Annotated in this window: 19 protein-coding genes; 6 read left to right on the plus strand and 13 right to left on the minus strand. The window is 45.1% G+C overall.

From position 1 onward, the window contains the following. Window positions 1-442: 442 nt before the first annotated feature. The 3 genes from mobV to Tanf_RS10295 form a co-directional block, all read right to left on the minus strand. The gene (gene mobV / locus Tanf_RS10285; RefSeq protein WP_004585038.1) at window positions 443-1699 is read right to left on the minus strand and encodes a MobV family relaxase; all 1257 of its coding nucleotides are present in this window, start codon (window positions 1697-1699) and stop codon (window positions 443-445) included. A 330-nt stretch (window positions 1700-2029) separates the two neighbouring features. Next, window positions 2030-2962 carry a DUF8464 domain-containing protein gene (locus tag Tanf_RS10290; protein WP_005844603.1) on the minus strand — a complete coding sequence of 311 codons (933 nt, stop codon included), beginning with the start codon at window positions 2960-2962 and terminating at the stop codon, window positions 2030-2032. A 369-nt stretch (window positions 2963-3331) separates the two neighbouring features. Beyond that, a complete protein-coding gene (locus Tanf_RS10295; RefSeq protein ID WP_004585033.1) occupies window positions 3332-4522 on the minus strand; it encodes a VapE domain-containing protein in 1191 nt (396 codons plus the stop codon). 602 nt (window positions 4523-5124) lie between these two features. Between Tanf_RS10295 and Tanf_RS10305 the strand changes: the two genes are divergently transcribed. Together Tanf_RS10305 and Tanf_RS10310 are read left to right on the plus strand one after the other, a co-directional pair. Further along, window positions 5125-5397 (plus strand): helix-turn-helix domain-containing protein, encoded by a 273-nt coding sequence (locus tag Tanf_RS10305; protein WP_004585030.1) that lies wholly within the window; start codon window positions 5125-5127, stop codon window positions 5395-5397. A gap of 8 nt (window positions 5398-5405) precedes the next feature. After that, window positions 5406-5702 carry a helix-turn-helix domain-containing protein gene (locus Tanf_RS10310; protein WP_004585029.1) on the plus strand — a complete coding sequence of 99 codons (297 nt, stop codon included), beginning with the start codon at window positions 5406-5408 and terminating at the stop codon, window positions 5700-5702. Between the two features lie 90 nt (window positions 5703-5792). On the opposite strand, the gene Tanf_RS10315 is transcribed toward Tanf_RS10310, so the two are convergent. The 8 genes from Tanf_RS10315 to Tanf_RS10350 all read right to left on the minus strand — a co-directional run bounded on the left by Tanf_RS10315 (window position 5793) and on the right by Tanf_RS10350 (window position 16771). Beyond that, window positions 5793-8468, minus strand: a complete 2676-nt coding sequence (locus Tanf_RS10315) for a carboxypeptidase regulatory-like domain-containing protein (RefSeq protein ID WP_004585028.1) — start codon at window positions 8466-8468, stop codon at window positions 5793-5795. A 16-nt stretch (window positions 8469-8484) separates the two neighbouring features. Continuing rightward, the gene (locus tag Tanf_RS10320) at window positions 8485-9201 is read right to left on the minus strand and encodes a GLPGLI family protein (protein ID WP_004585095.1); all 717 of its coding nucleotides are present in this window, start codon (window positions 9199-9201) and stop codon (window positions 8485-8487) included. Window positions 9202-9297: 96 nt separating this feature from the next. Continuing rightward, window positions 9298-9693, minus strand: coding sequence for a hypothetical protein (locus Tanf_RS15625; RefSeq protein WP_021663792.1), 396 nt, complete (start codon window positions 9691-9693; stop codon window positions 9298-9300). 6 nt (window positions 9694-9699) lie between these two features. Beyond that, window positions 9700-10914 carry a site-specific integrase gene (locus Tanf_RS10330; protein ID WP_004585093.1) on the minus strand — a complete coding sequence of 405 codons (1215 nt, stop codon included), beginning with the start codon at window positions 10912-10914 and terminating at the stop codon, window positions 9700-9702. 124 nt (window positions 10915-11038) lie between these two features. Next, window positions 11039-12268 carry a site-specific integrase gene (locus Tanf_RS10335; protein ID WP_009348524.1) on the minus strand — a complete coding sequence of 410 codons (1230 nt, stop codon included), beginning with the start codon at window positions 12266-12268 and terminating at the stop codon, window positions 11039-11041. Window positions 12269-12804: 536 nt separating this feature from the next. Then, window positions 12805-13749: an NAD(P)H-dependent flavin oxidoreductase gene (locus Tanf_RS10340; RefSeq protein WP_014225666.1), complete on the minus strand. Its 945-nt coding sequence runs from the start codon at window positions 13747-13749 to the stop codon at window positions 12805-12807. A gap of 35 nt (window positions 13750-13784) precedes the next feature. Beyond that, complete coding sequence (locus Tanf_RS10345) at window positions 13785-15440, minus strand: MFS transporter (protein WP_014225667.1); 1656 nt, start codon at window positions 15438-15440, stop codon at window positions 13785-13787. Between the two features lie 20 nt (window positions 15441-15460). Continuing rightward, complete coding sequence (locus tag Tanf_RS10350) at window positions 15461-16771, minus strand: bifunctional folylpolyglutamate synthase/dihydrofolate synthase (protein WP_014225668.1); 1311 nt, start codon at window positions 16769-16771, stop codon at window positions 15461-15463. A gap of 230 nt (window positions 16772-17001) precedes the next feature. Here Tanf_RS10350 and Tanf_RS10355 point away from each other — a divergent pair, with 230 nt between their 5' ends. Next, window positions 17002-18330, plus strand: a complete 1329-nt coding sequence (locus tag Tanf_RS10355) for a PhoH family protein (protein WP_046825816.1) — start codon at window positions 17002-17004, stop codon at window positions 18328-18330. Window positions 18331-18364: 34 nt separating this feature from the next. Continuing rightward, the gene (locus tag Tanf_RS10360) at window positions 18365-19270 is read left to right on the plus strand and encodes a cation diffusion facilitator family transporter (RefSeq protein ID WP_046825817.1); all 906 of its coding nucleotides are present in this window, start codon (window positions 18365-18367) and stop codon (window positions 19268-19270) included. On the opposite strand, the gene queC is transcribed toward Tanf_RS10360, so the two are convergent. Together queC and Tanf_RS10370 are read right to left on the minus strand one after the other, a co-directional pair. After that, window positions 19267-19953, minus strand: a complete 687-nt coding sequence (queC, locus tag Tanf_RS10365; protein WP_046825818.1) for a 7-cyano-7-deazaguanine synthase QueC — start codon at window positions 19951-19953, stop codon at window positions 19267-19269. The genes Tanf_RS10360 and queC overlap by 4 nt on opposite strands. An 8-nt stretch (window positions 19954-19961) precedes the next feature. Continuing rightward, window positions 19962-20660, minus strand: coding sequence for a queuosine precursor transporter (locus Tanf_RS10370; protein WP_014225672.1), 699 nt, complete (start codon window positions 20658-20660; stop codon window positions 19962-19964). A 191-nt stretch (window positions 20661-20851) separates the two neighbouring features. Here Tanf_RS10370 and Tanf_RS10375 point away from each other — a divergent pair, with 191 nt between their 5' ends. Then, a complete protein-coding gene (locus tag Tanf_RS10375; protein ID WP_014225673.1) occupies window positions 20852-21175 on the plus strand; it encodes an L-rhamnose mutarotase in 324 nt (107 codons plus the stop codon). A gap of 238 nt (window positions 21176-21413) precedes the next feature. Further along, window positions 21414-21531 (plus strand): transposase-like zinc-binding domain-containing protein (locus tag Tanf_RS15630; RefSeq protein WP_425315112.1); only part of this gene is annotated, 118 nt, incomplete at its 3' end.

The following is a 21531-nucleotide window of genomic DNA, read 5'->3' on the forward strand; positions in this document are numbered from 1 at the left end:
CCAAGCTTGTAGAGGAAAGTAACATACTTATATTCGCAATCTCCGAGACACACCGACCGTCACGGAGCCAACAGTCGTGTGTTATAGTCACCCAAACAACCGAATTTGGGAGGGATTGAGCAGCAATCTAAGCAAACTCACAAAATACGTTTTAGAGGAAAGGTACCGATTTTAGAGATGTGCCCCCAAAAATTTTTCGCTTGCGAACTATCTTATTGAGTAATAGAGTGTTACCTTTGAGAGATAGATGAATAGGTAACGATTTAGAAATGAGCGGAGTGCTTTGAGGCACACTGTTTTGAATAACCAAAGAACGCTCACTATTATCACTTGCAAAGGTACAGATTTGCGAGCGAAAGTGAGCGTTCTTACGTGATTTTCTTCTTAAAAAGTTTTGTCGCAACTGAAATACAACGATGAAAGAGAAGGAGGTCTTTCGGTTTTATAGCCGTTGCGAGCGATTACGATTGATAAGCTGTTTCCATTTCTGTTCGCACCAATCGGTAACGGGAAGTCCGTTGATAGTCAGTAGCGGTCGCTTCTTCTCATCCTTAGCGATGCGGATTTCACAACCCTCTTCCGTAAACTCTCTCTTGTATAGTCCCGAATAGGCTTTAGCCGTACCTCGCTGGGGAGCTTCCGTGCGATACATTTCTGCAATTCTGTCATCAGAGAAATTCATCTTTCGGAGCATCAGACGGATATTTAAGAGTTGGTAGAAACCATTGAAGAAGCGTTTTATCCAATTCCGCTCTTCCTCGTAAACCTGCATGGTCTCTTTCAGTTCGGCAATGGCTCTGTCTCTTCCCTTAACCGTGTCCTGCAAGAGAACAATCTCCTTTCGGATTTCATTCTTCTCCTTTTCCGAAAGATACCGCTGTCGTTCGGCTTCCTGTTCCAAGTCTGCGATGCGTTTTTCTGCCTTGTCGAGTTCAGAGTTGCCAAATATAGAATAAAACGTACCTTTCATTCGGAGTTTGCCTGCCTGCTTCTCCAACTCTTTTATCTTGGCAGTGAGTTCTGCTTCTTGCGCCTCTTTCTCTTTCGTGGATTTTAGGACTTCCTTGTAATACTCCATCGTGGTGCGGTGCTTGGCTTCCGAACCGTGTACGCCCCGTTCCAATCCGAACCGTTGCATTCGCTTGGCATAACTCGTCTGATAGTCTTCCAACTTTTTGGGCGTGAGCACATCATCTGCACAAAGTCGTACCTTATTCTTCTTTGTCTTGTACTTCCGCTTGCCGTTCTTGGCTTCCTCTTTGGCTTTCCGTCTTTCACCCGTGACAATCGGGACAACTGTGGCGTGAATATGAGGTGTGTCCTCATCTGCGTGCAGTGTGGCTGCGACCACATTGTCCGCCCCGAAAGTGGTGCGAAGCCAATCCATCGTTTCATTGCACCATTCGTACAGGCGTCCTTCTTGCTCTATGCGAGCCATATCCTCCGGTGAACTTGACAGGATAAAGCGTAAGGCTTTGACTTGGTTCTGTGCCACCTTTCGGTAGATACCTGCCGTGGCGATGCGATGCTCTATCGCTTCGGTACGGTTAGTTACATTTGCAGGGAATTGCACCAGCTCTCGATTGAGGTGTGTGCGGGAGGAATCGACGTTACTCGGCATGAATGTACGCGCTATGTGTGCGGTCATTGCCGAGTCGTTTCCTCTCGCCTTGTCTATATGTAAAACGGCGTAGCCCATTGCTTGAAGATTGATTTAGGGGTATCCAAAGGGGCACCGCCCCTTGGCTCAGGAGGGTATTTTTAGCGATAACGGAGTGCAGCGTAAAGAAAATACCCTAATGAGCTATGGCATTTTTCGAAATGTCCGCTCCGCCCTGCTCGTGCTTCTTTCTTGTTGCGTTGCATCCTGTGAATGCCTGCACGCTTTGTTTCTAAGTTTTGCTCTGCAAACTTGCTGTTCTGAGGAACTGCCGTAGCTATCGAAACAAAGCCGTTTATTCGCATACATTTTATTTTCTGCATCTTTGAATACCTGATGATAGAATAATGTTGTTTGCTCTCTTTTGCCTTATCGTCTAAGTCCTCGTTTGCGAGGTGGTATCACCTGCTTTAGTTCTGTTCTTTGGGCAACGTGGTACTCATTGAGGTCTTTGTATCGGGCATAGTATTGGCTCATATCCTCTACCTTGATGCCTGAAGATTGGATACCCTGAAGAGCTTGCCGTCCTGCTTCATCGTTGTCGAAGAATGCACGGACGGAGAGAATGCCATTCTCGCAGAGATAGGCGATGGCTCGTGGTAGATTGCTGACGGAGTTCAGAACTATGGAAGGCGAAATGCTTTCTTTCCCTTTCATTGTGAGATAGGAAAGGAAGTCCATAAAGCCCTCGAAGATGCAGAGAGGGGAGTTGTTCGTTTCTCCCGCAACTACGGATATATCCTTTGGTGCGATTGTTCCTTTGAATGTCTTGTCGTCCCGAAGCTCATACCCTCCTGCACGGTTGACAAAGCCGATGGCAGAATACTCTCGTCCTCCTACCTCATAGCGAACGTGACGGAGATAAGGGCTTGCCATGGCAAGGTCTATCCTGCGTACCTCTCGGAGATAGCTTTGCAGATGTAGGGGTAACTCTTCGCTGATGGAAAGAATGTGCCTTGTACTTGTGGAATTGCTCGTAGTAATGGTTGTTTCACGATGAAAGGAAGAAGGGGCGAGGGTTGTCGCTTTCCCTTCAGCAAGATGTGCCATTGCTTCGTAGGCACTGCATCCACGCATCCGCATCACAAGGTCGATGATGCTTCCGCCTTGGCTTGTGCCGTAGTCGTGCCACAGGTTTTGCCGAAAGTCCACTTTCAAACTGGCGTTGGAGTCTTCTCGGTAGGGTACGTGATAAAGGGCATAGCCATTGTAACGCTTGGCAGGCTCGATACCGCAGGCGTGCAGATAGTCCGCTATCGGTATCGCCTTGATGTATTGTAGGTCGTAATATTCGTTGTTCATTGCTGTTATCGTTGGATTTGGATTATTCATATTCATTTGTTCGTTATTTCATTGTTCGCTCTGTTTTCTCTTTTTGGAATTTTCCCCTTTTCATCTTACTACCCTTCGACACTCGGATAAGTATTTGACTGTGAAAGAGAAAAGTGTAACACTTCATTCGGATTTATCCTTCTACATCTCCTGTCTACACCTATCCTCTTTCATTCTGCCGTAGAAGCGTAGAAAGATGGTAGTAAGCTGTGTCGCAAGATGGACACCTCCTGCAATCCTTTCTCTTTCACCGTATTATCCTTGGTTGTAGTAACGTAGTAAGGAGGATAGGAAATAAAAGAGAAAGGGGTATTGCAAAGGGATTGCAACAACAGAGTGCTATGGCGGTTGCTCGGGGTAAACCTTACGGACGGCATAGACATACACGGGATTGCCGTTTATCCTGCGACACTCCCTCGTATAGCCTGCCTTTCGCAAGGCTTCGCCCATCCGTTTGCTGGAGAGCGGTTGTCGAGTATAGCAGGAGAGATAGCCCACTATCTCCGAATTGGTCATATAGAAGCGTTTCGTTGCCGTCTCCGCTTCCGTGGGAAAGGTGAAATAGCGGAGCAACAGTTCTATCTCTGTCGTATAGACTTGGAAGGCTTCGCTGTTTCTATGCAATTCAATAATCTCTTCATCATTGAACCAATAGCGAAACCCTTCATTCAATCGTGTCTTGGCTTCGCTGTAAACGGCATCCATCGGAATGCTCTTGGCTTGGTCTATATCTATTGCCTGCACTTCAAAGGGCAGGAAGCGTCTGCTCCCTGTCGGGTCAGTGAGGAAGTCGTTGCCATTGACCGAAGCCACGAAACTTGCCAAGTGGGGTCGCTCCTCAATGTGTTTCTCATAAGGCATACGGTACTTCACCTGCGGACAGGTGATAAGGTTCTTCAGTTCATTCTCGTCCCGTTTGTTAAGGGCTTTGAGTTGGTCGTCAATGTTGATGATGAGGTTTTGCCCGATAAGACTCAGCACGTCCTTCTCCTGTGGGTATATCTTCCCTGTATAGCGGTAATCGGAGAGAGACGGAGGGCAGAGCAAATCAAGGAACGTGGTTTTGAATTTTCCCTGATCGCCTGTCAGTACAAGGCAGGTATGGTTACGACATTGCTTGTCGTCCATCGCATTGGCAACTACTGCCACCAGCCACTTGGTGAGGTATTCCCTCCACTTCTCGGGATGGGTTACGCTCACGCAGTCGGCAAGGGTGGTGATAGTTTCCGTATTTCCTTTCGTCTGCGGTAAGGCTTGGAAATAGGCTTGCACGGGATTGATGCGTGGGGAGAAATCGCTTTCGATGATACAGTACAGGTTCTCGGGCGAGGTCTGTATATCGGCTTCCTTGTCCAAGGCTCGTTTGAGGGTATTGATGCAGTAGCGGTCTATGGCTGTGTAGTCGTCCGTTCCTCGTGGACGGTACTCCGCTCGGTGCAACACGGTGTTGTATCGAAACTCGTAGCGAGCCGAAAGGAACTCTTCTATTTGGGCGTTCTTGGAGGGGCTCTCCTTCTCTTCTTTTTTCATTGTTCGTACTTCTTCTGTTTGCTTGGTTTTGAACTTTCACCCGAAATGGGATGCTGAAACCAAGTTACAGAGGCGAACAGGTGAAGCCAAGCCTTGTGGCGTTGTTGCATCGAGGTGCTGCATATTTCTTCGGCAAAAGGAAAGGATACCTCATATTTTCTCCTCAAAAATCAGAAAACGACAAATGGAAGAAAGGGAAACGCTACCCGAATGGCTGTATCGGATTACATGCAGATGCATGCCTTTGCCTTTTCGATGAAAGCAGAGGGAAAAGCCTAAAAAGACAGGTAGGAAGATTCTCTCTAACAGAGCCATTTCATACCATTTCGACGCCAGAAGTATCCACTTAACAGGAATGGGGTAAACAGTATATGTCGGTTCGTTATTTTCGCATCGAAACAGGATTTTTTCCCTCGGAAGGAATTCGGGGAAACAGAGAGAAAAGGCAGGGAATCCCTTCTAAAAATAGATAGATTTTACTTATACATTTGCCTGCAAGTTCCTGTTATTTCCCTTGATTTCATCAGGTCAGAGAACAAGGATTTCGGCTGCATATATTTGCGCCAAAAAGAGAAAATAACAACAATTAAAACGATATTGATATGAGATTTACAGCCATCGACTCCTCCGCTTGGGAGGAACTGAAAAAGAGCATCGAAGAGTTGGCTCTTTGTATGAGAGAACATTTCGGGCTTCGTCCCGAAATGCCCGACTTATTGCACAACGGAGACGTGTGCCGAATCCTGAACATCAGCAAACGGACGCTCCAGCACTATCGGGACACGTCCGTGTTACCCTTTATCCAAATCGGGCATAAATGTTATTACAAACGCGAGGATGTGGAAGCACTCCTTGCCAAGTCCAATCGCCAATAACCACGACTATGGAACACGAAATTGTAAACAGAGAAACACCCGAAATGAAACAGCTCATTTCGGGCATTCAAGAAGTAAGCAAGCGTATTCGGGAGATTGCCCAAACGCACCGTCCGTTGTTCGGGGGAGAAATCTATCTCACAGGGAGAGAGGTATGCGAACGCCTTTTCGTCAGTCCTCGCACCTTGCAGGATTATCGGGACAAGGGCATTATTCCCTACACCCAAATCGCAGGGAAGATACTCTACCGTCTCTCCGACTTGGAGAAGCTTTTGGAAGAAAACTATAAGCAAAGATCTTTTTAGAAGCCCTCTGTTTGTGTATATGTTAGCAAGGTATGTTATTTATAATTTTCTTGTCAAAAAAAACGGAATTTGGAGTTATGTTATAAAAGATTATAGTGTATAACAGAGAGATAGAAGAATATGCCCAGGCAATCGTCTGTATAAGATAGTTGATTGGACTGTCGGGGTGAGGATTTCTTTCATCCATTCATTATCTTTAAGATGGAACACGTTCTCTCCCTGAAGTTTGATGTCTAACTTGTTTAATTTATATTTCATAGAGAAGTCTAAATCCCTAAAATAACGCTTGGCTTCGGCATCTTCAATTCTATTCGACTTGCCAGAAACAGAAAAAACAAAATTTCCTATATTTACATGAGTTGTTGCGAAACCTCCAAATTCTTGATTCCAAGAGTGGATATTGCTGTACGTAAATTTCTGGTCAAGACGACTAAAACGTACTCCTATCTCAAAATTAACCGGAGATTGGTACAGCCGTGAAATAAGATCCAATTTCGCATCTACTCTTTTGTTAATTAATTCGTCTTCTTTATCTACACGCATCAGGTTGTGTTTGCTGAGCGTATATTTACCTGATAATTTTATGTCCAATGGAAGGGTGCCGATTCCCTTACTCAAATAGGCGTTTGTTCTTAATGTATTGCTCCATCCTCCATCTTGATAAAAATTACTGATCAATAGTCCCTTTGAGGTTGTGACGGTAATATGCGTATCTCTATCCTTGATATAACTTAAATTGCCATACATCGAAAGCCGGTTAAACAAGCTGAAATAGGCATAGGATAAGTTTCCCTTAAACCTTTTTGCAAAAGGGTTCGATAATTTTGAGGGTAATTGGAGGTTATTGTATCCTTTAGCCAAAATCTGCTGAGAAAAGTAATCGATGGTTGAAGGAGAAACAGCTTCAGAGACAGACAGCATTAACCGATGCTGGTTACTCATTACTAATTCGATTGAAGCATGTGGCTCAATATAAAAAAGAGATTTCTCTCTCAATAGTTCCGGAGATGTTTTTTGTCTATAGGAGGAAAAATAAGAGCCTATGTTAAACCGGAATACCCCCTTGTTTTTCATCAGACTAATGTAAGGCCTGAATACTCTTAAATCGGCTGTTTCCTCGTTTATACTCGTAGGATAAGCCATCTTAAGTTCATTCCAATTCATCGACATGGAAAACTCACCTCGCAGATATATATTATTCAATACAGGATACATTCCACCTACGTAGGCGTTGAATCCTTTTTCCATGTCTTTTTTTATGTGTTCATGAAAATAAGGATAAATAGAATTTCCATTTATATGGGGTAATGGAAGCAGTAAGACATCGGTATATATATCACTATTGATCTTTCCTTTGTTGAAAACAAAACTTCCTCCACCGAAAAGAAGCCCTTTGCTCAAAAGCCATTTCATCTCAATATCCTGTTTGATACCGGAAAAGTGATTTTTCGGCTTTTCTAATGCATGGATATGATTATCATTGAATGTATTAGCATAGATATTATCGGCATTATGGTTTCGTATGTCTATCTTTGTCTTAGCACTGACAGAGAAAAAACGAGAAGGAATCCATTTCTGAGACAAATATTGAGATACAAGTTGGGTCTCTTTATCGGCAGTACCTGTTGATATATTTGTAAAATAATTCTCCGGCAAAGTATATGTATCCGTCTTTGTATGCGCCCCTTCTGATTTACCTTTGTTGAACAGTGTACTTGCTCTGAGTTTGTAGCTTGAGTGAGGGGTCCATGATATATTTATGTTTGCTAATCCTGCCGTACGTGCATGTTCATTCGTCGGAGGCAGTAAGAGTTGTTGTTCTTCAGGAGATAAACTTAAAGATGTCTGCGTTGAAGCTCCACTTCGGATCGATTCAAAGTCTATGATATTCGACATATAATCTTGAATCGAAAAAACAGCCTCACCTGTATTATTGGCGTTAATGATGGTACTGGCAGATATTTTTGGTAAGACTGTAATCAAAGATGCTTTGCTGATAAATTTGTCTTTCAGGCCGCCTCCGCCTTCAAAAGAACCGCTTAAAGCAACTTTTTTATTGGACTTCAGATTGAGGGCTAATTGTTCTTCTGCCTTGAAAGCATGGGCAATATCACCATCCGTATAATTCGAAAGCAATTCTATCGAATTGGCAAAATCAGGAGGAAGCGTATTCATGGCAACACCGGAAGAAGAGGATAAAATATCCTGCCCGTCAACCAAGACCTTTCCAATTTTCTTTCCTTGATATGAGATATTTCCTGTCTGGTCAACTTCCATACCAGGCATCTTTTTTACTACATCCCCAAGATTACGTTCATTCCCCAGTGTGTAATTCTTGCTGTTAAAAACAATTGTATCTCCTTTAGCATAAGCATCACGTGCTCTTGCCACAACAACAACCTCTTCCAGCTCTTTTGTGTCTTCTGTAAGAGTTATATCGAGAGGTGACTTAACTGCCCTAAGAGAAATTTGTTTATGAAATCCCAAGTAGCCAATTGAACGAACATGAATCCATCTCTTGTCAGGAATAGCCGAAAGTTGTCCTATCCTAAATTGCCCATGCTCATCCGTTACAGCATAGGAAATGTCTTTTTTAGATAAACTATCCGTTGAGATAACAACACTTGCATATGAGACAGGTTGTTTTTTTTCATCAAGCACTTGTCCTTTTATCGTAATTGTCTGTGCATATGAAACCTCATATCCGAATATCAATCCGAATAAAACAAAAAGAACATTTCGTGCAACATATCCAAAGATGTGCATGAGAACGATTTTTTCTTTACATTTTTATGATTTGAATACCTCCCGGCTGATGTTTGGGATCCACTCCTATTTCTTTCATTTTTTTCTCTCTCAGTTTTATGAACTCTTCCCGACTCAAAACTTCCCCTTTTGAAGGCGGTGTAATCTTTAAAATTGAAGCTGTGTACTCAACTTTCCGTGCCGAGTAAACAAAACTACCGCTTTCTATCTCCATGATTAAACCTGGTAAACCACAGTACCCAGCCGGGCCTATTTGTATAGGAATCTCTTCACAAAACCATGCAGTAATAGGCATCTTATCAATATGAGTAATAGCTTTCAAACAAGTTTTACCTAAAATAACCTTTGTCTCCTTACCAATCGTCCACGTTAAAGTTGCAAAGGGTTCTTTTACGATGAATTTTTTATCCATAATACCCTCTTGGGACACACGTTCTCGCTTCTTCATGTCTAAAAAAACACTTCGTTCTCCTCCGACAATAAAGTTTTTTCCTTGAAAAGCCTCCGAAAGAGCAGAGAATCCATAAAGTCCATCATGGAAATACATCGTGTATTCCTGACTTTTTTCTTGCATTTTTTGTATTGCAAGTTTTCGAATTTGTTCATTCTCGATTTGTTTTATTTTTTCAGGAATCTTCATTTCAAAAGAATAAGAAACCGTCACAGCTTTAGACTGCGAGAAACTTGGCAAAGCGCTCATCATTAAAAATATTGCAAAAAATAATCTGGCCATAACACAACTTTTTACCAACCAAAGCGAGAGTATTGCCTCCCGCTTTGATTATATTATAGGACAAGTTATCCAAAAGCCTATAGTCAAAAAACAGACTTAGTTCTTTTCGATAATAATAATAACTACTGTACCATCATCATAGATGATGATCCAAACCTCAACCTCTTGTTGCAACTGAGTTTGAGCCTCTGTTACAACGTTTTCAACTGCTACTTCCTGGGGAAGTGATACCATCTCAGTTGCACCTGCTGTCGGGGCAAAGCACATAGCAGCTAATGCTACGGCTAACGATGCGAAAAACTTTTTCATAGTCTTCTCTGTTTTTTTGTTTGTGAAAAATAAATTGTAGAAAGCACTCTTTTGCTTTCTCTCGCTGGGCAAGGTAGAAAAAAAAATATCGACTGCAAAACTTTTTGTGTGTTTTTCCGCGCAAACGAATGAAAAATACCCAATAATAGGGATGCGAAAATACGCCTCATTAAACACTACCATATAAACCTAACCTTGTTTTATCAACCTCTCCATATCGTTTGCAATCTTTTGGTCTGTGATTTGAGCGTAAATTTGTGTGCTGGCAATGGATGAATGCCCCATCATCTTGGCAATGCTCTCCATCGGAATACCTGCCTCCAAAGTCAGCGTACCGAAGCTATGGCGGCCGACATGCCAAGTTAGCGGAGTTCGAATGCCACACGCCAAACCTACGGATTTAAGGTAAGTGAATAGTTTGCCTTTGCTTATCGTGTCGGGGAATATCTTCGTGTCGGGGAGTGTCTTGCAATTGCTCTCGTTGTCGTTCTTATAATCCCTCTTGCTTTTTTCTTTTGTGTAAAGGGAGAGTATCTGCTCCGCTATCGGATGCAGGGGTATCAAACTCTCCACTTCTGTTTTCTGTCTTGCCTTGCGGATATATCGCCTCCCTTCGCTATTCGTTTCGATTTGCGAAGCTCGGAGGCTCTGCAAGTCGGCAAATGCCAAACCCGTAAAGACAGAGAAAAGAAACATCCTTCGGCTTAGTTCCGCCCCTTCCTCCTGCAACGGGAATGCCAAGAGCTTTGCCACATCGCCTTTGCTCAGGAAACGAGGCTTGCACTCCACGGCTTCATACTTCACCTCCTCAAACGGATTGAGGCGGATTGTCCCCTGGCTGACGGCTCGATACATCAGCCGACTCAACCAACACAAATGCCCGTTTATCGTTGCAGGGGCATAGCCCTCCTTCTTCAAATGGAAGCGGTAATCATCAAAGAAATCTATCGTAAGAGCCGTTAGGGGAATATCCTCCTCGCCACGACTTCGCACAAAGGCGTTAAGCTGTCTGTCGGAACACCGATTGTTGCTATACATTCCCTCGCTCTTGCTTTCTCGTTGGGCTTTAAGTTCTTCCGTACTAAGGGCAAGAAGTGCCGTTGGAGTTCTCCCGATGCCTTGCAGGTAGTTCTTCAGAAGCTGGGCACTGACCGCTCCATATTTGTAGAGTAAAGCATTGTATCCCTGTTCGATTTCTTCCCGAAAGTTTTGCAGGTGTTGATTGGTATTCTTGTCCGTTGTTTCCCCTCGCTTCACACTCCAATCATGGGGAACGACACTTTCTCCTGTGATTATCACTACGCTTGCTCCGTCAATGGTGATACGGCAAAGGATTGCCGTTGTGCCGTCCGCTTTGGTCTTGTTCTTATTGATATAGAATAGAATTTTGAATGTACTGCGCATAATCTTTTTCGTGTGCTGTATGAATGATAAAAACTTTGTCTTCTAAAGCTCCTAAGCTTTCGGGCAAAAGCTTTATTGCTTTCTTCCAAAAGCTTAGGTGCTTTTGAGGGCATATTCTTGAATGTCACAAAGAGAGTTGCAAATCTTCGGTGAAAGAGAGAAATCGCTCGAACTCGTCGAAGAGCTTCTTCGGGGTAACGTGGGCGTATCGCTCAGTCGTTTGGATGTTGCTATGTCCCAGCATTCGACTCACCGTTTCAATAGGAACGCCTCGCTCCAAAGTAATCAAGGTGGCAAAGGTATGCCTCCCAACGTGAGCCGAAAGAGGTATAGAGATACCAGCCCGAAGTTGGAGGGCTTTGAGTTGGGTGAGGTAAGCCGAGTAGACAATAGGCGCAAAGAGCATGCTGCGTTCCTCTGATTTATACCGCTCTATCAAACGCACCGCTTCGGATAGAAGCTTCACACGGCAAAGGGTGTCAGTCTTTTGTCGGCGGAACTTCAACCACAACGCCCCCTCATCATCCGTAAATAGATGCTCACGACCAAGGGCAACCATATCACAATAGGCTACCCCCGTAAAGCAAGAAAAGAGGAAGAGATTACGAGCTGTTTCCAACTCCACTTCATACGGCTCAAAAGTCAAGGCTTGCAACTTATCCAATGAAGCTCTGTCCAATGCACGAGGTTGTTTGTTCTCTCCTCGTTCAATCTGTATGTGAGCGAACATTTGTCGCTCTGTCAAGCCCTCACGATACGCCAAACGGCAGACTTTCTTCACCACTAAAGCCATCTTACGATAATAACCTTGCGAATATCCCAACTTCCCGACAGAATAGTGTTGCAAGCATTCCAAAAAGTCTTCCTCTATCTGTCCGAAAGAAATATCTGTCGTGTGATACTTCTCTCGGATAAAGGCTTGCAAGTGCTTGCGAACAGTGTGGTAACTACTCATAGTCGTAGCCTTTATTTCGATGCCCACCTTTTGCTCCATCTCTTCGACCATTCGGTCGTATCGCTCCAAGAAGGTGGTCTGGCTCTGCATACTTCCTTGAAACTGCTCCTTAATGCCTGTTGCCGTAAACACCGCACCTCGTTCGCAAAGAAGTCGATAAGCCGACTGTACCGAGAGAAGCAAGCGTTCCAACTTGCCATTCGTTGCCACTGCTTCACGGCTTTTGCCGTTCAGTCTGCTCTCACGAGCGTTCCATAACTTGGGGTCGCACGATAGCTTACAACTAAATTGGGCTATAGTTCGCTCGTAGGTTATCCGCCCCATGATCGGAGCTTTCCCCGACTTGTCCAATCCGCTCTTTTTCAGGTAGAGCAAAACTTTCATTTTGTCTTTTTTCATACACTTCTTTTTTATGGGCAAAGTTACCCGATTTTGAAGCGTTTTCAGCTACGCAAAACATTGTGGTACAAAGCATAAGCACCGTAATAGCAGAAAAATGAGTTACCGAATACTCTTCTGTCGGTTACCTTCTCCCGCCTCTTCGTTACCAATCGGAGAATGAACTAACGATTTGGTAACGGAACTTCTGCACAAATCCACATCTTCTGCACTTTATCTCAATACGCAAACCATAGAAATATAGCGCAAATCCATCTCATTTCCATCTACTTACCTCTCATCCTCTCTATAATGCCCTTTCCTCGAATAGTTCCATCTATTTTATTAAGGAGATACAATACAAAATCAACAGAAGACCAAGGGAAAAAATAAACTTTTCTACTCAAAAAAAGAAGTTCTTCAATTTAGTTTTGTATTTATTGCACTTGCCGATTGACTCTGCCGTCGGGAAATGACAGTAGGAGGGAAACAACCTACGTCATTTTCCTCCTACTCGATTAATCTGTAAGAATGAGTAAAATTGGGGAGAGGAGAGATCAGAATCTGATTTCCGTCAGTCCGTCGGCTGCCGCATTATATTCGGCAATCATCTGGGCCATGATTTGTCCGACCGGTTCGACCGTTCGGATCATGGATGCTGCTTGCCCGATTTCCAGTTCACCTTCATCCAGTTCGCCTTCGAAGATGCCTCGTTTGGCACGTCCCCGTCCGAGAAGTTGGGCGATTTCTTCGGCTGAGGCGCCGGCATTTTCGGCTTGCTCCACCTGACGGTAAAATTCGTTCCTGATCAGACGTGTAGGAGAAAGTTTCTTGAGTGAGAGTATCGTATCTCCCTCGTCGAGCGTAATACATTTCTGTTTGAATCGCTCGTGTGCCGAACTTTCCTCCGAAAGAGCAAAGCGCGTTCCTATCTGTACGCCTTCCGCACCTAGTGCCATTGCCGCCAGCATTCCCCGTCCCGAAGCAATGCCTCCGGCAGCAATCAGCGGCAGTGAGACGGCGCGACGCACTTGCGGGATAAGGGTCAGAGTGGTCGTTTCTTCGCGTCCATTATGTCCTCCGGCTTCAAATCCTTCGGCCACTACGGCATCGCATCCAGCCTCTTCACATTTGCGTGCAAAAGCGGTGCTACTGACTACGTGTACGACTTTGATTTTGTTTCTCTGTAACAGAGGCGTCCATTTCTTCGGACTTCCGGCCGAGGTGAAAACAATTTTAACCTTCTCACGCAAAATGATTTCGATGATACGATCCATTTCGGGATAGAGTAGAGGTACATTGATTCCCCATGGTTTGTCCGTGGCCCGATGCATCTTTCGGATATGTTCTTCGAGCGTTTCCGGATGCATCGAACCGGCACCCAGCAGCCCAAGTCCTCCGTGGTTGCTTACGGCCGAGGCCAGGCGCCAGCCGCTGCACCACACCATACCGCCCGAAATCATCGGGTAGCGGATTCCGAAAAGTTTTGTTATTCTGTTCATCGCTCATTCTTTTGTAGGTAAATAATCCATTCAAATCAGCCGGTAATATTCGGCTTTTCCAATCCGTATCCTTTCCGTTTGTCTTCGATCTTAAGCCAGAAGCCCATAACGAGTGCCAAAATGCCCAGCGAAGCCAACATCATGAGCGGATTCGTATAGTTATAAGAGACGGAGGCTACTTCGGGAGCTATAGTCCCGTCCGCCAGCTGCTGTACGATTTCGGGATTCGAGGCATTCAGTACTTTACCGATCAGTAGTGGGAAAAGCCATAATCCAATGTTTTGAATCCAGAAGATCAGGGCGTATGCCGATCCGATTACTTTGCTGTCGACCAACTTGGGCACACTGGGCCACAAGGCGGCGGGAACCAGAGAGAAAGAGGAACCGAGTACAAGAATCGTTACGAATGCCAGTGCGATACCGCCGATGTTGTTCCCTTTAAACTGGGGTAAAACGAATGCAAAAGTCAGGTGACAAATGATCAGGAGGATGGAGCCAAGCATTAACATCGTGGCTGCTTTTCCTTTGTTGTCTACATATTTACCCAGAATAGGCGTGATTCCTACTGCCAGCAGCGGGAATACGGCAAAGATTGACTCGGCCGATTGGCGTTCGTAGGACATGTAACAAAAGATGATCAGAAAGATGATTGAAGTAGCAAGCAAGGCTCCTTTCATAAGTCCTTTTTTGAAGTTACTGATGAATGATGTCGCCGCAACAACCAGCATCACGAAATATTGAATAAAGGCCACTTGGTCCGATGCCCAGAATGAAGACGGGTGAGGGGCTACAAAATCGATGTTGCATTGAAGCATATTCACGGCATACTTCTGAAATGGGAAGATGGCCGAATAATACAGCACACAAAGTAATGCCACGAGCCAGAAGACGCCGCTTGACAAGATTTTACCGAGATCACGTATTCTGAACGGATCGTCTTTCTCTTCTTCCTCGCCCGTTTGTGCATCCAGTTTTTTGTCCATAAAGAAGTAGACGATAAACATCATTAACGCAATTAACAGCAGAATGACTCCGAATGCGGCAGACCGTGAAACATCCGTGATACCGTACATTTTTGCAAACACAGGCGAAAAAATCATGCAAGTGGCAACCCCCAGACGGGCTAATGCCATTTCAGAGCCCATGGCCATGGCCATCTCGCGCCCTTTGAACCATTTCACAATTCCTCTCGAAACGGTAATGCCTGCCATCTCCACGCCGCAGCCGAAAATCATGAATCCGATGGCTGCAAACTTGGCCGACGCCGGCATTCCTCGATAAAAGGGGGAAACTCCTAACTCATCGAACAAAGGAATGTAATTCAGATGATCGGTAAACCATCTTTCCAGTTCGGAACCTTTGAACATTTCCGTGACGGCATACCAATTGATCGTTGCGCCGATAAGCATCACCAGACCCGATAAGAGTGCCGTGAAACGAACCCCCATTTTATCCAGAATAATCCCGGCTATGATAAGGAAGAAGATAAAGACATTGAGGAACGTTTCTGAACCCGCGTAAGTCCCGAAAGCGTCAGAATTCCATCCGCGTGTCGATTCTAATAAGTCTTTAATGGGGGAGAGGATGTCCATAAAAATGTATGAACAGAACATGGCAAAAGCTAAAAGCATCAGGGCCGTCCAACGTACCCAGTCTTTGTCCCTTAAAAGGGGTTGATTTTTTTCAGTCATAAGAATTTAGTTTGTTCGATTTATTTTCGTTGAATATTAGGAAACAGATGCAGAGCATCGGCTACAATGAACGTGCTGCCTCCGATAAAAATGAGATCGTCTTTACGAGCCTCTTCGGCTGCGGCTCGTACGGCTTCGCGCACCGTCGGGTAAGTCGTTCCATGCAGCCCGTATTTGAGAGCCTTTAGAGCAAGTTCTTTTTCAGGAAGGGCTCTCTTGACAGAGGCTTGGGTGAAGTAATACGATGCTTGCTTGGGCATCATACTTAAGACGCTGTCCACATCCTTGTCGCTTGCCATGCCGATCACGAGATGCAGGCGCGGATGATGTTCAAAGGCTTCGTTGAGCATTTGGCTTAAGTTCTCCCAAGCGCCGATATTGTGTCCCGTATCGCATATGACTGCAGGGGCATTTTGGATCGTTTGCCAACGTCCTATCAAGTCTGTCTCTTCCACTACTTTGGAAAACCCAATGGTCACTGAGTCAGGGTGTAACTTTACTCTTTGCTCTTTGAGTACGCGAATAGCCGTCAGTACGGTTTGTGCGTTCTCTTTTTGGAATGAGCCTCCTAATTCACCGTTGATTTCACCGAAATCGATCGATTCGAACCGCCATTTTCCATCCGGCATCATTTGTGCGGATCGCAAAGGCGCCTCGTCAGAGGCAAAGTAGATTGGTGCTCTCGATAGTTTCGCCTTATGGATAAAGACTTGTCGGACGTTAGCGTTGGAGGCATTTCCAATCACAACCGGTACGTGAGGCTTGATGATGCCAGCCTTCTCTTCGGCAATCCTCTCCGGAGTATTGCCCAGAAACTGCATGTGGTCCATGCTGATGTTGGTAATGATGCTCATGATAGGTGTCACGATATTGGTACTGTCCAACCGTCCGCCCAAACCTGTTTCGATGACGGCAAAATCAACTTTTTTATGCTTGAAATAGTCGAAGGCCATAGCCGAAGTCAACTCGAAGAACGAGGGGTTGATCGATTCGATCAACCCACGGTGGCTTTCGACAAAATCCACTACGTACTGCTGTGGGATTTTTTTTCCGTTTACCCGTATCCGTTCACAGAAGTCGGTCAGATGTGGCGAAGTATATAACCCTACTTTGTATTTCGATGTCCTCAAAATCGCCGCCAACAGATGGGATACGGAACCTTTCCCGTTTGTCCCCGCCACATGGATGATCCGATAGTTGCGGTGCGGACATCTCAATGCGTCGTCCAATGCGATGGCACGATCGAGTCCGGGCTTGTAAGCCGCTCCCCCGATATCCTGAAAGGAGGGGGTCCGCTCGTAAAGATATTGAAGTATTTCTTCGTATTTCATAATTTTAATTAGGGCGTAAATATAAAGACTTATTTACGATTGGAACAAGAATAGATGCTAAAAAAATGACAAATTGCTCGATTTCTTTTATTTTTCTCTACAAAAAGGACACTAAAGAGTCGTTTTAGCGCATTTTAGACTTGTTTTTTTCTTTTTTATCATGATTGTTTCCTGAAAAAGTCGTTAATTAGCGACCGAATTAACAACATCATGATTAAAGCATCAAAGCTATGGGAGTAAAGAAAAATTTTGTATTGGATACGAATGTGATTCTTCACGATTATAAATGTATCGAACATTTTCAGGAAAACGACGTTTATCTTCCGATCGTCGTATTGGAAGAGTTGGACAAGTTCAAAAAGGGTAGCAGTCAGTTGAATTACAACGCGCGGGAATTTGTGCGTGAGTTAGACCGGTTGACTTCCAGTGATCTGTTTCTGAAAGGTGCATCGCTGGGCGAGGGAAAAGGTATGCTTTATGTTGTGACGGGCGATAAGTATCAGGATAAGATTGCCACCTCGTTTCCGGAGCGTGTTCCGGATCATCGTATTCTTTCGTGTGCTTATACCGTGGGCTGTGAACATCCTGAGATGAAAACGATTCTGGTGACCAAGGACATCAATATGCGTATGAAAGCGCGCGCGCTCGGCATCGCCGTCGAGGATTATATCACAGATAAGGTAAAGAATACGGATTTGTTTAAAGATACGCAGGACACGTATGAAAATGTGGATTCCGACCTGATCGATCAACTTTACTCGTCGTTCGACGGGGTAGATGCCTCTCAATTTGACTTTGCCGATACATTACAACCGAATGCGTGTTTTATCATGAAAAGTTCGCGTAGCTCAGTGTTGGCACGGTACAATCCGTTTACGGAGAGGATCAAGAAGGTCGATAAGGGCACGAGAAATTATGGCATTCAACCGCGTAATGCCGAGCAGAGCTTTGCTTTTGAAGTTTTGAACGACCCAAACATTAAGTTAATAGGGATTACGGGCAAGGCCGGTACGGGTAAGACACTTTTGGCGCTCGCCTCGGCACTGCATCAGATGCAGAGTTACAAACAGATTCTTTTGGCTCGCCCGATCGTCTCGCTGGCGAACAAGGATATTGGTTTTCTTCCGGGTACCGAAAAAGAGAAGGTGGCGCCATATATGCAGCCGTTGTTTGATAACCTGAATGTGATCAAATCACAATTTTCGCCATCGGCGAAAGAAGTTCGCCAACTCGAAGAATTACAAAAGGAGGAACGGCTGGTGATCGAGGCGTTGGCGTTTATTCGCGGGCGCAGCCTCTCCGAAACGTTCTGTATCGTCGATGAGGCGCAGAACCTGACACCGCACGAAATCAAAACAATCGTGACGCGCACGGGCGAAGGAACGAAGATGGTTTTTACCGGCGATATTCAGCAGATCGATTCTCCTTATCTTGATGCGCAAAGCAACGGACTGGCTTATATGATTGATAAGATGCGCGGGCAAAATCTGTTTGCTCATATCAATTTGGTGAAGGGCGAACGAAGCGAATTGGCCGAGTTGGCCTCAGACCTGCTCTGATCGGTTCGTCTGTGTCATCAGCATATCCGGTAAGATGTCGAGGGAGAAAGAACTGAAAAATATTACGGTATGGAGTTTCATCGGTAACTTCGTATTGCTGGTGTTTAAGTTCGTAGCCGGCCTCTGCGGGCGTAGCAGTGCGATGTTGGCCGATGCCGTTCATTCATTGTCCGACTTTGCCACAGATATTGTTGTCTTTATCTGTATCCATTTATCTTCAAGACCGATAGACGATGATCATGACTACGGACATGGAAAGTATGAGACATTGGCAACGTCGGTGATCGGAGTGGTATTACTGTTCGTAGGTGTGGGTGTTTTTTGGAGTGGGGCAAGTAAAATCTATGGATTTTACGTATTGGGCGAACCGATCGTTTCACCGGGAAAAATCGCGTTGATCGCGGCGCTGGTTTCGATTCTGGTCAAGGAATCGTTGTTTCAGGTGACTATTGCGGTGGGGAGGCGTTACGAAAGTCAGACGGTTCTTGCTAACGCTTGGCATCATCGCTCGGATGCTTTTTCGTCTGTCGCGACAGCATCAGGTATCGCCGGGGCGATTTGGCTCGGAGACAGTTGGACGATCCTCGATCCCCTTGCTGCCGTCATCGTGAGCGTGCTAGTTGTGAAGGTTGCTATCAAACTGACTGTTCCGGCTGTTAATGACTTATTGGAGAAATCACTGCCTGAAGAGGTCGAGACTGAAATTCTGGACACCATCGGAGCGGTGGACAAGGTGCAAGACCCTCATCATCTACAGACGCGCAGGATCGGGAACGATTACGCTATCGAGGCACATATTCGTGTGGATGGCCGGATGGCGGTCAATGAAGCGCACGAAATCATGAGCCGAGTCGAACGGAAGCTACGTGAAAAATACGGACAGGGAACGCACATCACGCTTCATGTTGAGCCGGTGAAACAGCCCTCGAAAACTCTTTAGCAAGGTCGTTGGAGGGAAAAAGATTCCTTATTTTTTTCTCTGTGATATTTTTCCAGTCCTTCGCGTCTCAGCTGACAGGCAGGGCATTCACCGCAGCCGTCTCCCACGATGCCATTGTAGCAAGTGAGTGTCTCGCGCCGTATCAGGTCGAAGACGCCCAGTTCATCGGCAAGCTCCCACACGCCCGCTTTATCGAGCCACATCAGCGGGGTATGGATGACGAATGATTTGTCCATTGCCAAATTCAGCGTCACATTGAGCGATTTGACAAACGTATCCCGACAGTCGGGGTACCCGCTGAAATCGGTCTGCGACACGCCCGTCACCAGATGACGGATGGCGTGTTCGCTCGCATAGACGGCCGCGATACTGAGGAAAAATAAATTTCGGCCGGGGACGAACGTATTCGGAACGCTGTCCGCCGGTTTTTCTTTATCCATCGTCAGCGTAGGATCGGTCAAGGCGTTTCTGCCCAAACCACCGACGAACGACACGTCCATCACCTCACATTCTACCGAGGCCTGACGAGTTATTTCGCGTGCCACATCGACTTCGGCGCGATGCTTCTGACCGTAGAGAAACGTTAACGCTCGTACTTCTTTAAAATGCTTTTTCGCCCAATAAAGGCACGTCGTCGAATCTTGTCCGCCGCTAAAGACGACCAGCGCTATCTCGTCTTTCATCATGACGATTAAATTTCATTTACTTTCAATACATTGTACGAGACGTTCTCATCATATACGTCGGAACCATCTACCTTTTTGATATATTTTACGACACGGATAGTAACGGGAAGGATGATGATTTCGTAAAGTGTTTTGAGTATGGCCTGTACAATAATCATCTTTAGTAGTTCGTTAACAGGCATCAATCCTCCGAATGCGATGGGGAAAAAGAGAATTGAGTCCGCACTTTCGCCTGCCAGGGTCGATAAGACGGCGCGATAAGAGAAATGTTTACCTTGCGAAGCAATTTTCATACGACTCATTACGTAGGCATTCAGGAACGAACCGATGAGAAAAGCAAGCAAACTGGCTGCTACGATACGCGGCGCGAGTCCGAATACGAAGTTAAACGCTTCTTCTCCTTCCCAGAAAGGAGCGCCGGGCAACTGAATAGCCAACTGACTCAGACCAACGACAAGAAAGTTCATCGCAAACCCCATCCAGATAATCAGACGTGCTTTACGATAGCCCCACACTTCGACGATACAGTCGTTGATGATATACGAAATTGGAAATACGAGCAACCCCGCGGTGACGGAGATCGAACCGATACCAGGAATTATCCCGAGCTGAATCAGTTTGGTTTCCAATAAATTTGATGCTACAAGGCATACGCAGAAAAGGATGCCGAACATCATAAACGATACAGATACTTTATTCTTCATTATTCTTGTTTTTTACGTGGTGTTCAAGCACACGGTCGCAGCAACTGTGCGACAAACCACTACATCACCCTTTTTAGGAAAATGCGGGCGCAAAGGTACGATTTATTTTCACACAAACGCTTTCGGGGCTTTTATTTTTTTCGGGGAAGCGTTACTTTTGTCTCTCGTACGATAATTAAAATCAGATTGCTATGAAACGTTACGGAAGTATCATCGGCGTAAGGCCGGAAAAACTGGAAGAATACAAAAAGTTACATGCGGCAGTGTGGCCGGAGGTTTTACGAACCATTCGCGAATGCCATATTCGCAATTATTCGATTTATTACAAAGACGGGCTGCTGTTCAGTTACTACGAATATGTAGGGACGGATTACGAGGCCGACATGAAGAAAATGGCTGCCGATCCGGTCACACAAAAGTGGTGGACGTTCTGCGAACCGTGCCAGCAACCGCTTGATACACGCGCTGACGGGGAATGGTGGGCCGTAATGGAAGAAGTGTTCCATACGGACTGATCCCTATCGACCGATCGACGGTCATTTATTTTCTTCAGTTTAACATGTACGCGAAACATGGATTTATCGTATCTTCCTCTATAAATCCTTTTTTTTGCGGCTTAAAAAGCACTCTTATTGTTTGTTTACATTACTTTAGCACAATAAAGATACTAACGAAAGAAGCAGGTCTTTCGTCCAAATATAATTAAGGTATTGTTAAATTTATATAGTACTATTATTTTTGCTGAAAAAAACTATGGATTGTCCAAGATGTGGAAGCATAAATCATCGTAAAGATGGCATTGTCGGTGGTCGTCAGCGCCATTATTGTAAAGATTGTCATTATCGTTATACTGTTCAACAGAAATCTAATA

Origin of the sequence: Tannerella forsythia (assembly GCF_001006485.1) — a bacterium.
In the GTDB taxonomy this organism is placed as follows: domain Bacteria; phylum Bacteroidota; class Bacteroidia; order Bacteroidales; family Tannerellaceae; genus Tannerella; species Tannerella forsythia.

Coding starts and splice junctions, on each gene's coding strand:
- Tanf_RS10335 (WP_009348524.1), bottom strand. CDS start 12,268: ATGAAAAAAGACAAAATGAAAGTTTTGCTCTACCTGAAAAAGAGCGGA.
- Tanf_RS10355 (WP_046825816.1), top strand. CDS start 17,002: ATGGGAGTAAAGAAAAATTTTGTATTGGATACGAATGTGATTCTTCAC.
- Tanf_RS10345 (WP_014225667.1), bottom strand. CDS start 15,440: ATGACTGAAAAAAATCAACCCCTTTTAAGGGACAAAGACTGGGTACGT.
- Tanf_RS10340 (WP_014225666.1), bottom strand. CDS start 13,749: ATGAACAGAATAACAAAACTTTTCGGAATCCGCTACCCGATGATTTCG.
- Tanf_RS10305 (WP_004585030.1), top strand. CDS start 5,125: ATGAGATTTACAGCCATCGACTCCTCCGCTTGGGAGGAACTGAAAAAG.
- Tanf_RS10290 (WP_005844603.1), bottom strand. CDS start 2,962: ATGAACAACGAATATTACGACCTACAATACATCAAGGCGATACCGATA.
- mobV (WP_004585038.1), bottom strand. CDS start 1,699: ATGGGCTACGCCGTTTTACATATAGACAAGGCGAGAGGAAACGACTCG.
- Tanf_RS10370 (WP_014225672.1), bottom strand. CDS start 20,660: ATGAAGAATAAAGTATCTGTATCGTTTATGATGTTCGGCATCCTTTTC.
- Tanf_RS10375 (WP_014225673.1), top strand. CDS start 20,852: ATGAAACGTTACGGAAGTATCATCGGCGTAAGGCCGGAAAAACTGGAA.
- Tanf_RS10360 (WP_046825817.1), top strand. CDS start 18,365: ATGTCGAGGGAGAAAGAACTGAAAAATATTACGGTATGGAGTTTCATC.
- Tanf_RS10310 (WP_004585029.1), top strand. CDS start 5,406: ATGGAACACGAAATTGTAAACAGAGAAACACCCGAAATGAAACAGCTC.
- queC (WP_046825818.1), bottom strand. CDS start 19,953: ATGAAAGACGAGATAGCGCTGGTCGTCTTTAGCGGCGGACAAGATTCG.
- Tanf_RS15625 (WP_021663792.1), bottom strand. CDS start 9,693: ATGGTAGTGTTTAATGAGGCGTATTTTCGCATCCCTATTATTGGGTAT.
- Tanf_RS10295 (WP_004585033.1), bottom strand. CDS start 4,522: ATGAAAAAAGAAGAGAAGGAGAGCCCCTCCAAGAACGCCCAAATAGAA.
- Tanf_RS10330 (WP_004585093.1), bottom strand. CDS start 10,914: ATGCGCAGTACATTCAAAATTCTATTCTATATCAATAAGAACAAGACC.
- Tanf_RS10350 (WP_014225668.1), bottom strand. CDS start 16,771: ATGAAATACGAAGAAATACTTCAATATCTTTACGAGCGGACCCCCTCC.
- Tanf_RS10320 (WP_004585095.1), bottom strand. CDS start 9,201: ATGGCCAGATTATTTTTTGCAATATTTTTAATGATGAGCGCTTTGCCA.
- Tanf_RS10315 (WP_004585028.1), bottom strand. CDS start 8,468: ATGCACATCTTTGGATATGTTGCACGAAATGTTCTTTTTGTTTTATTC.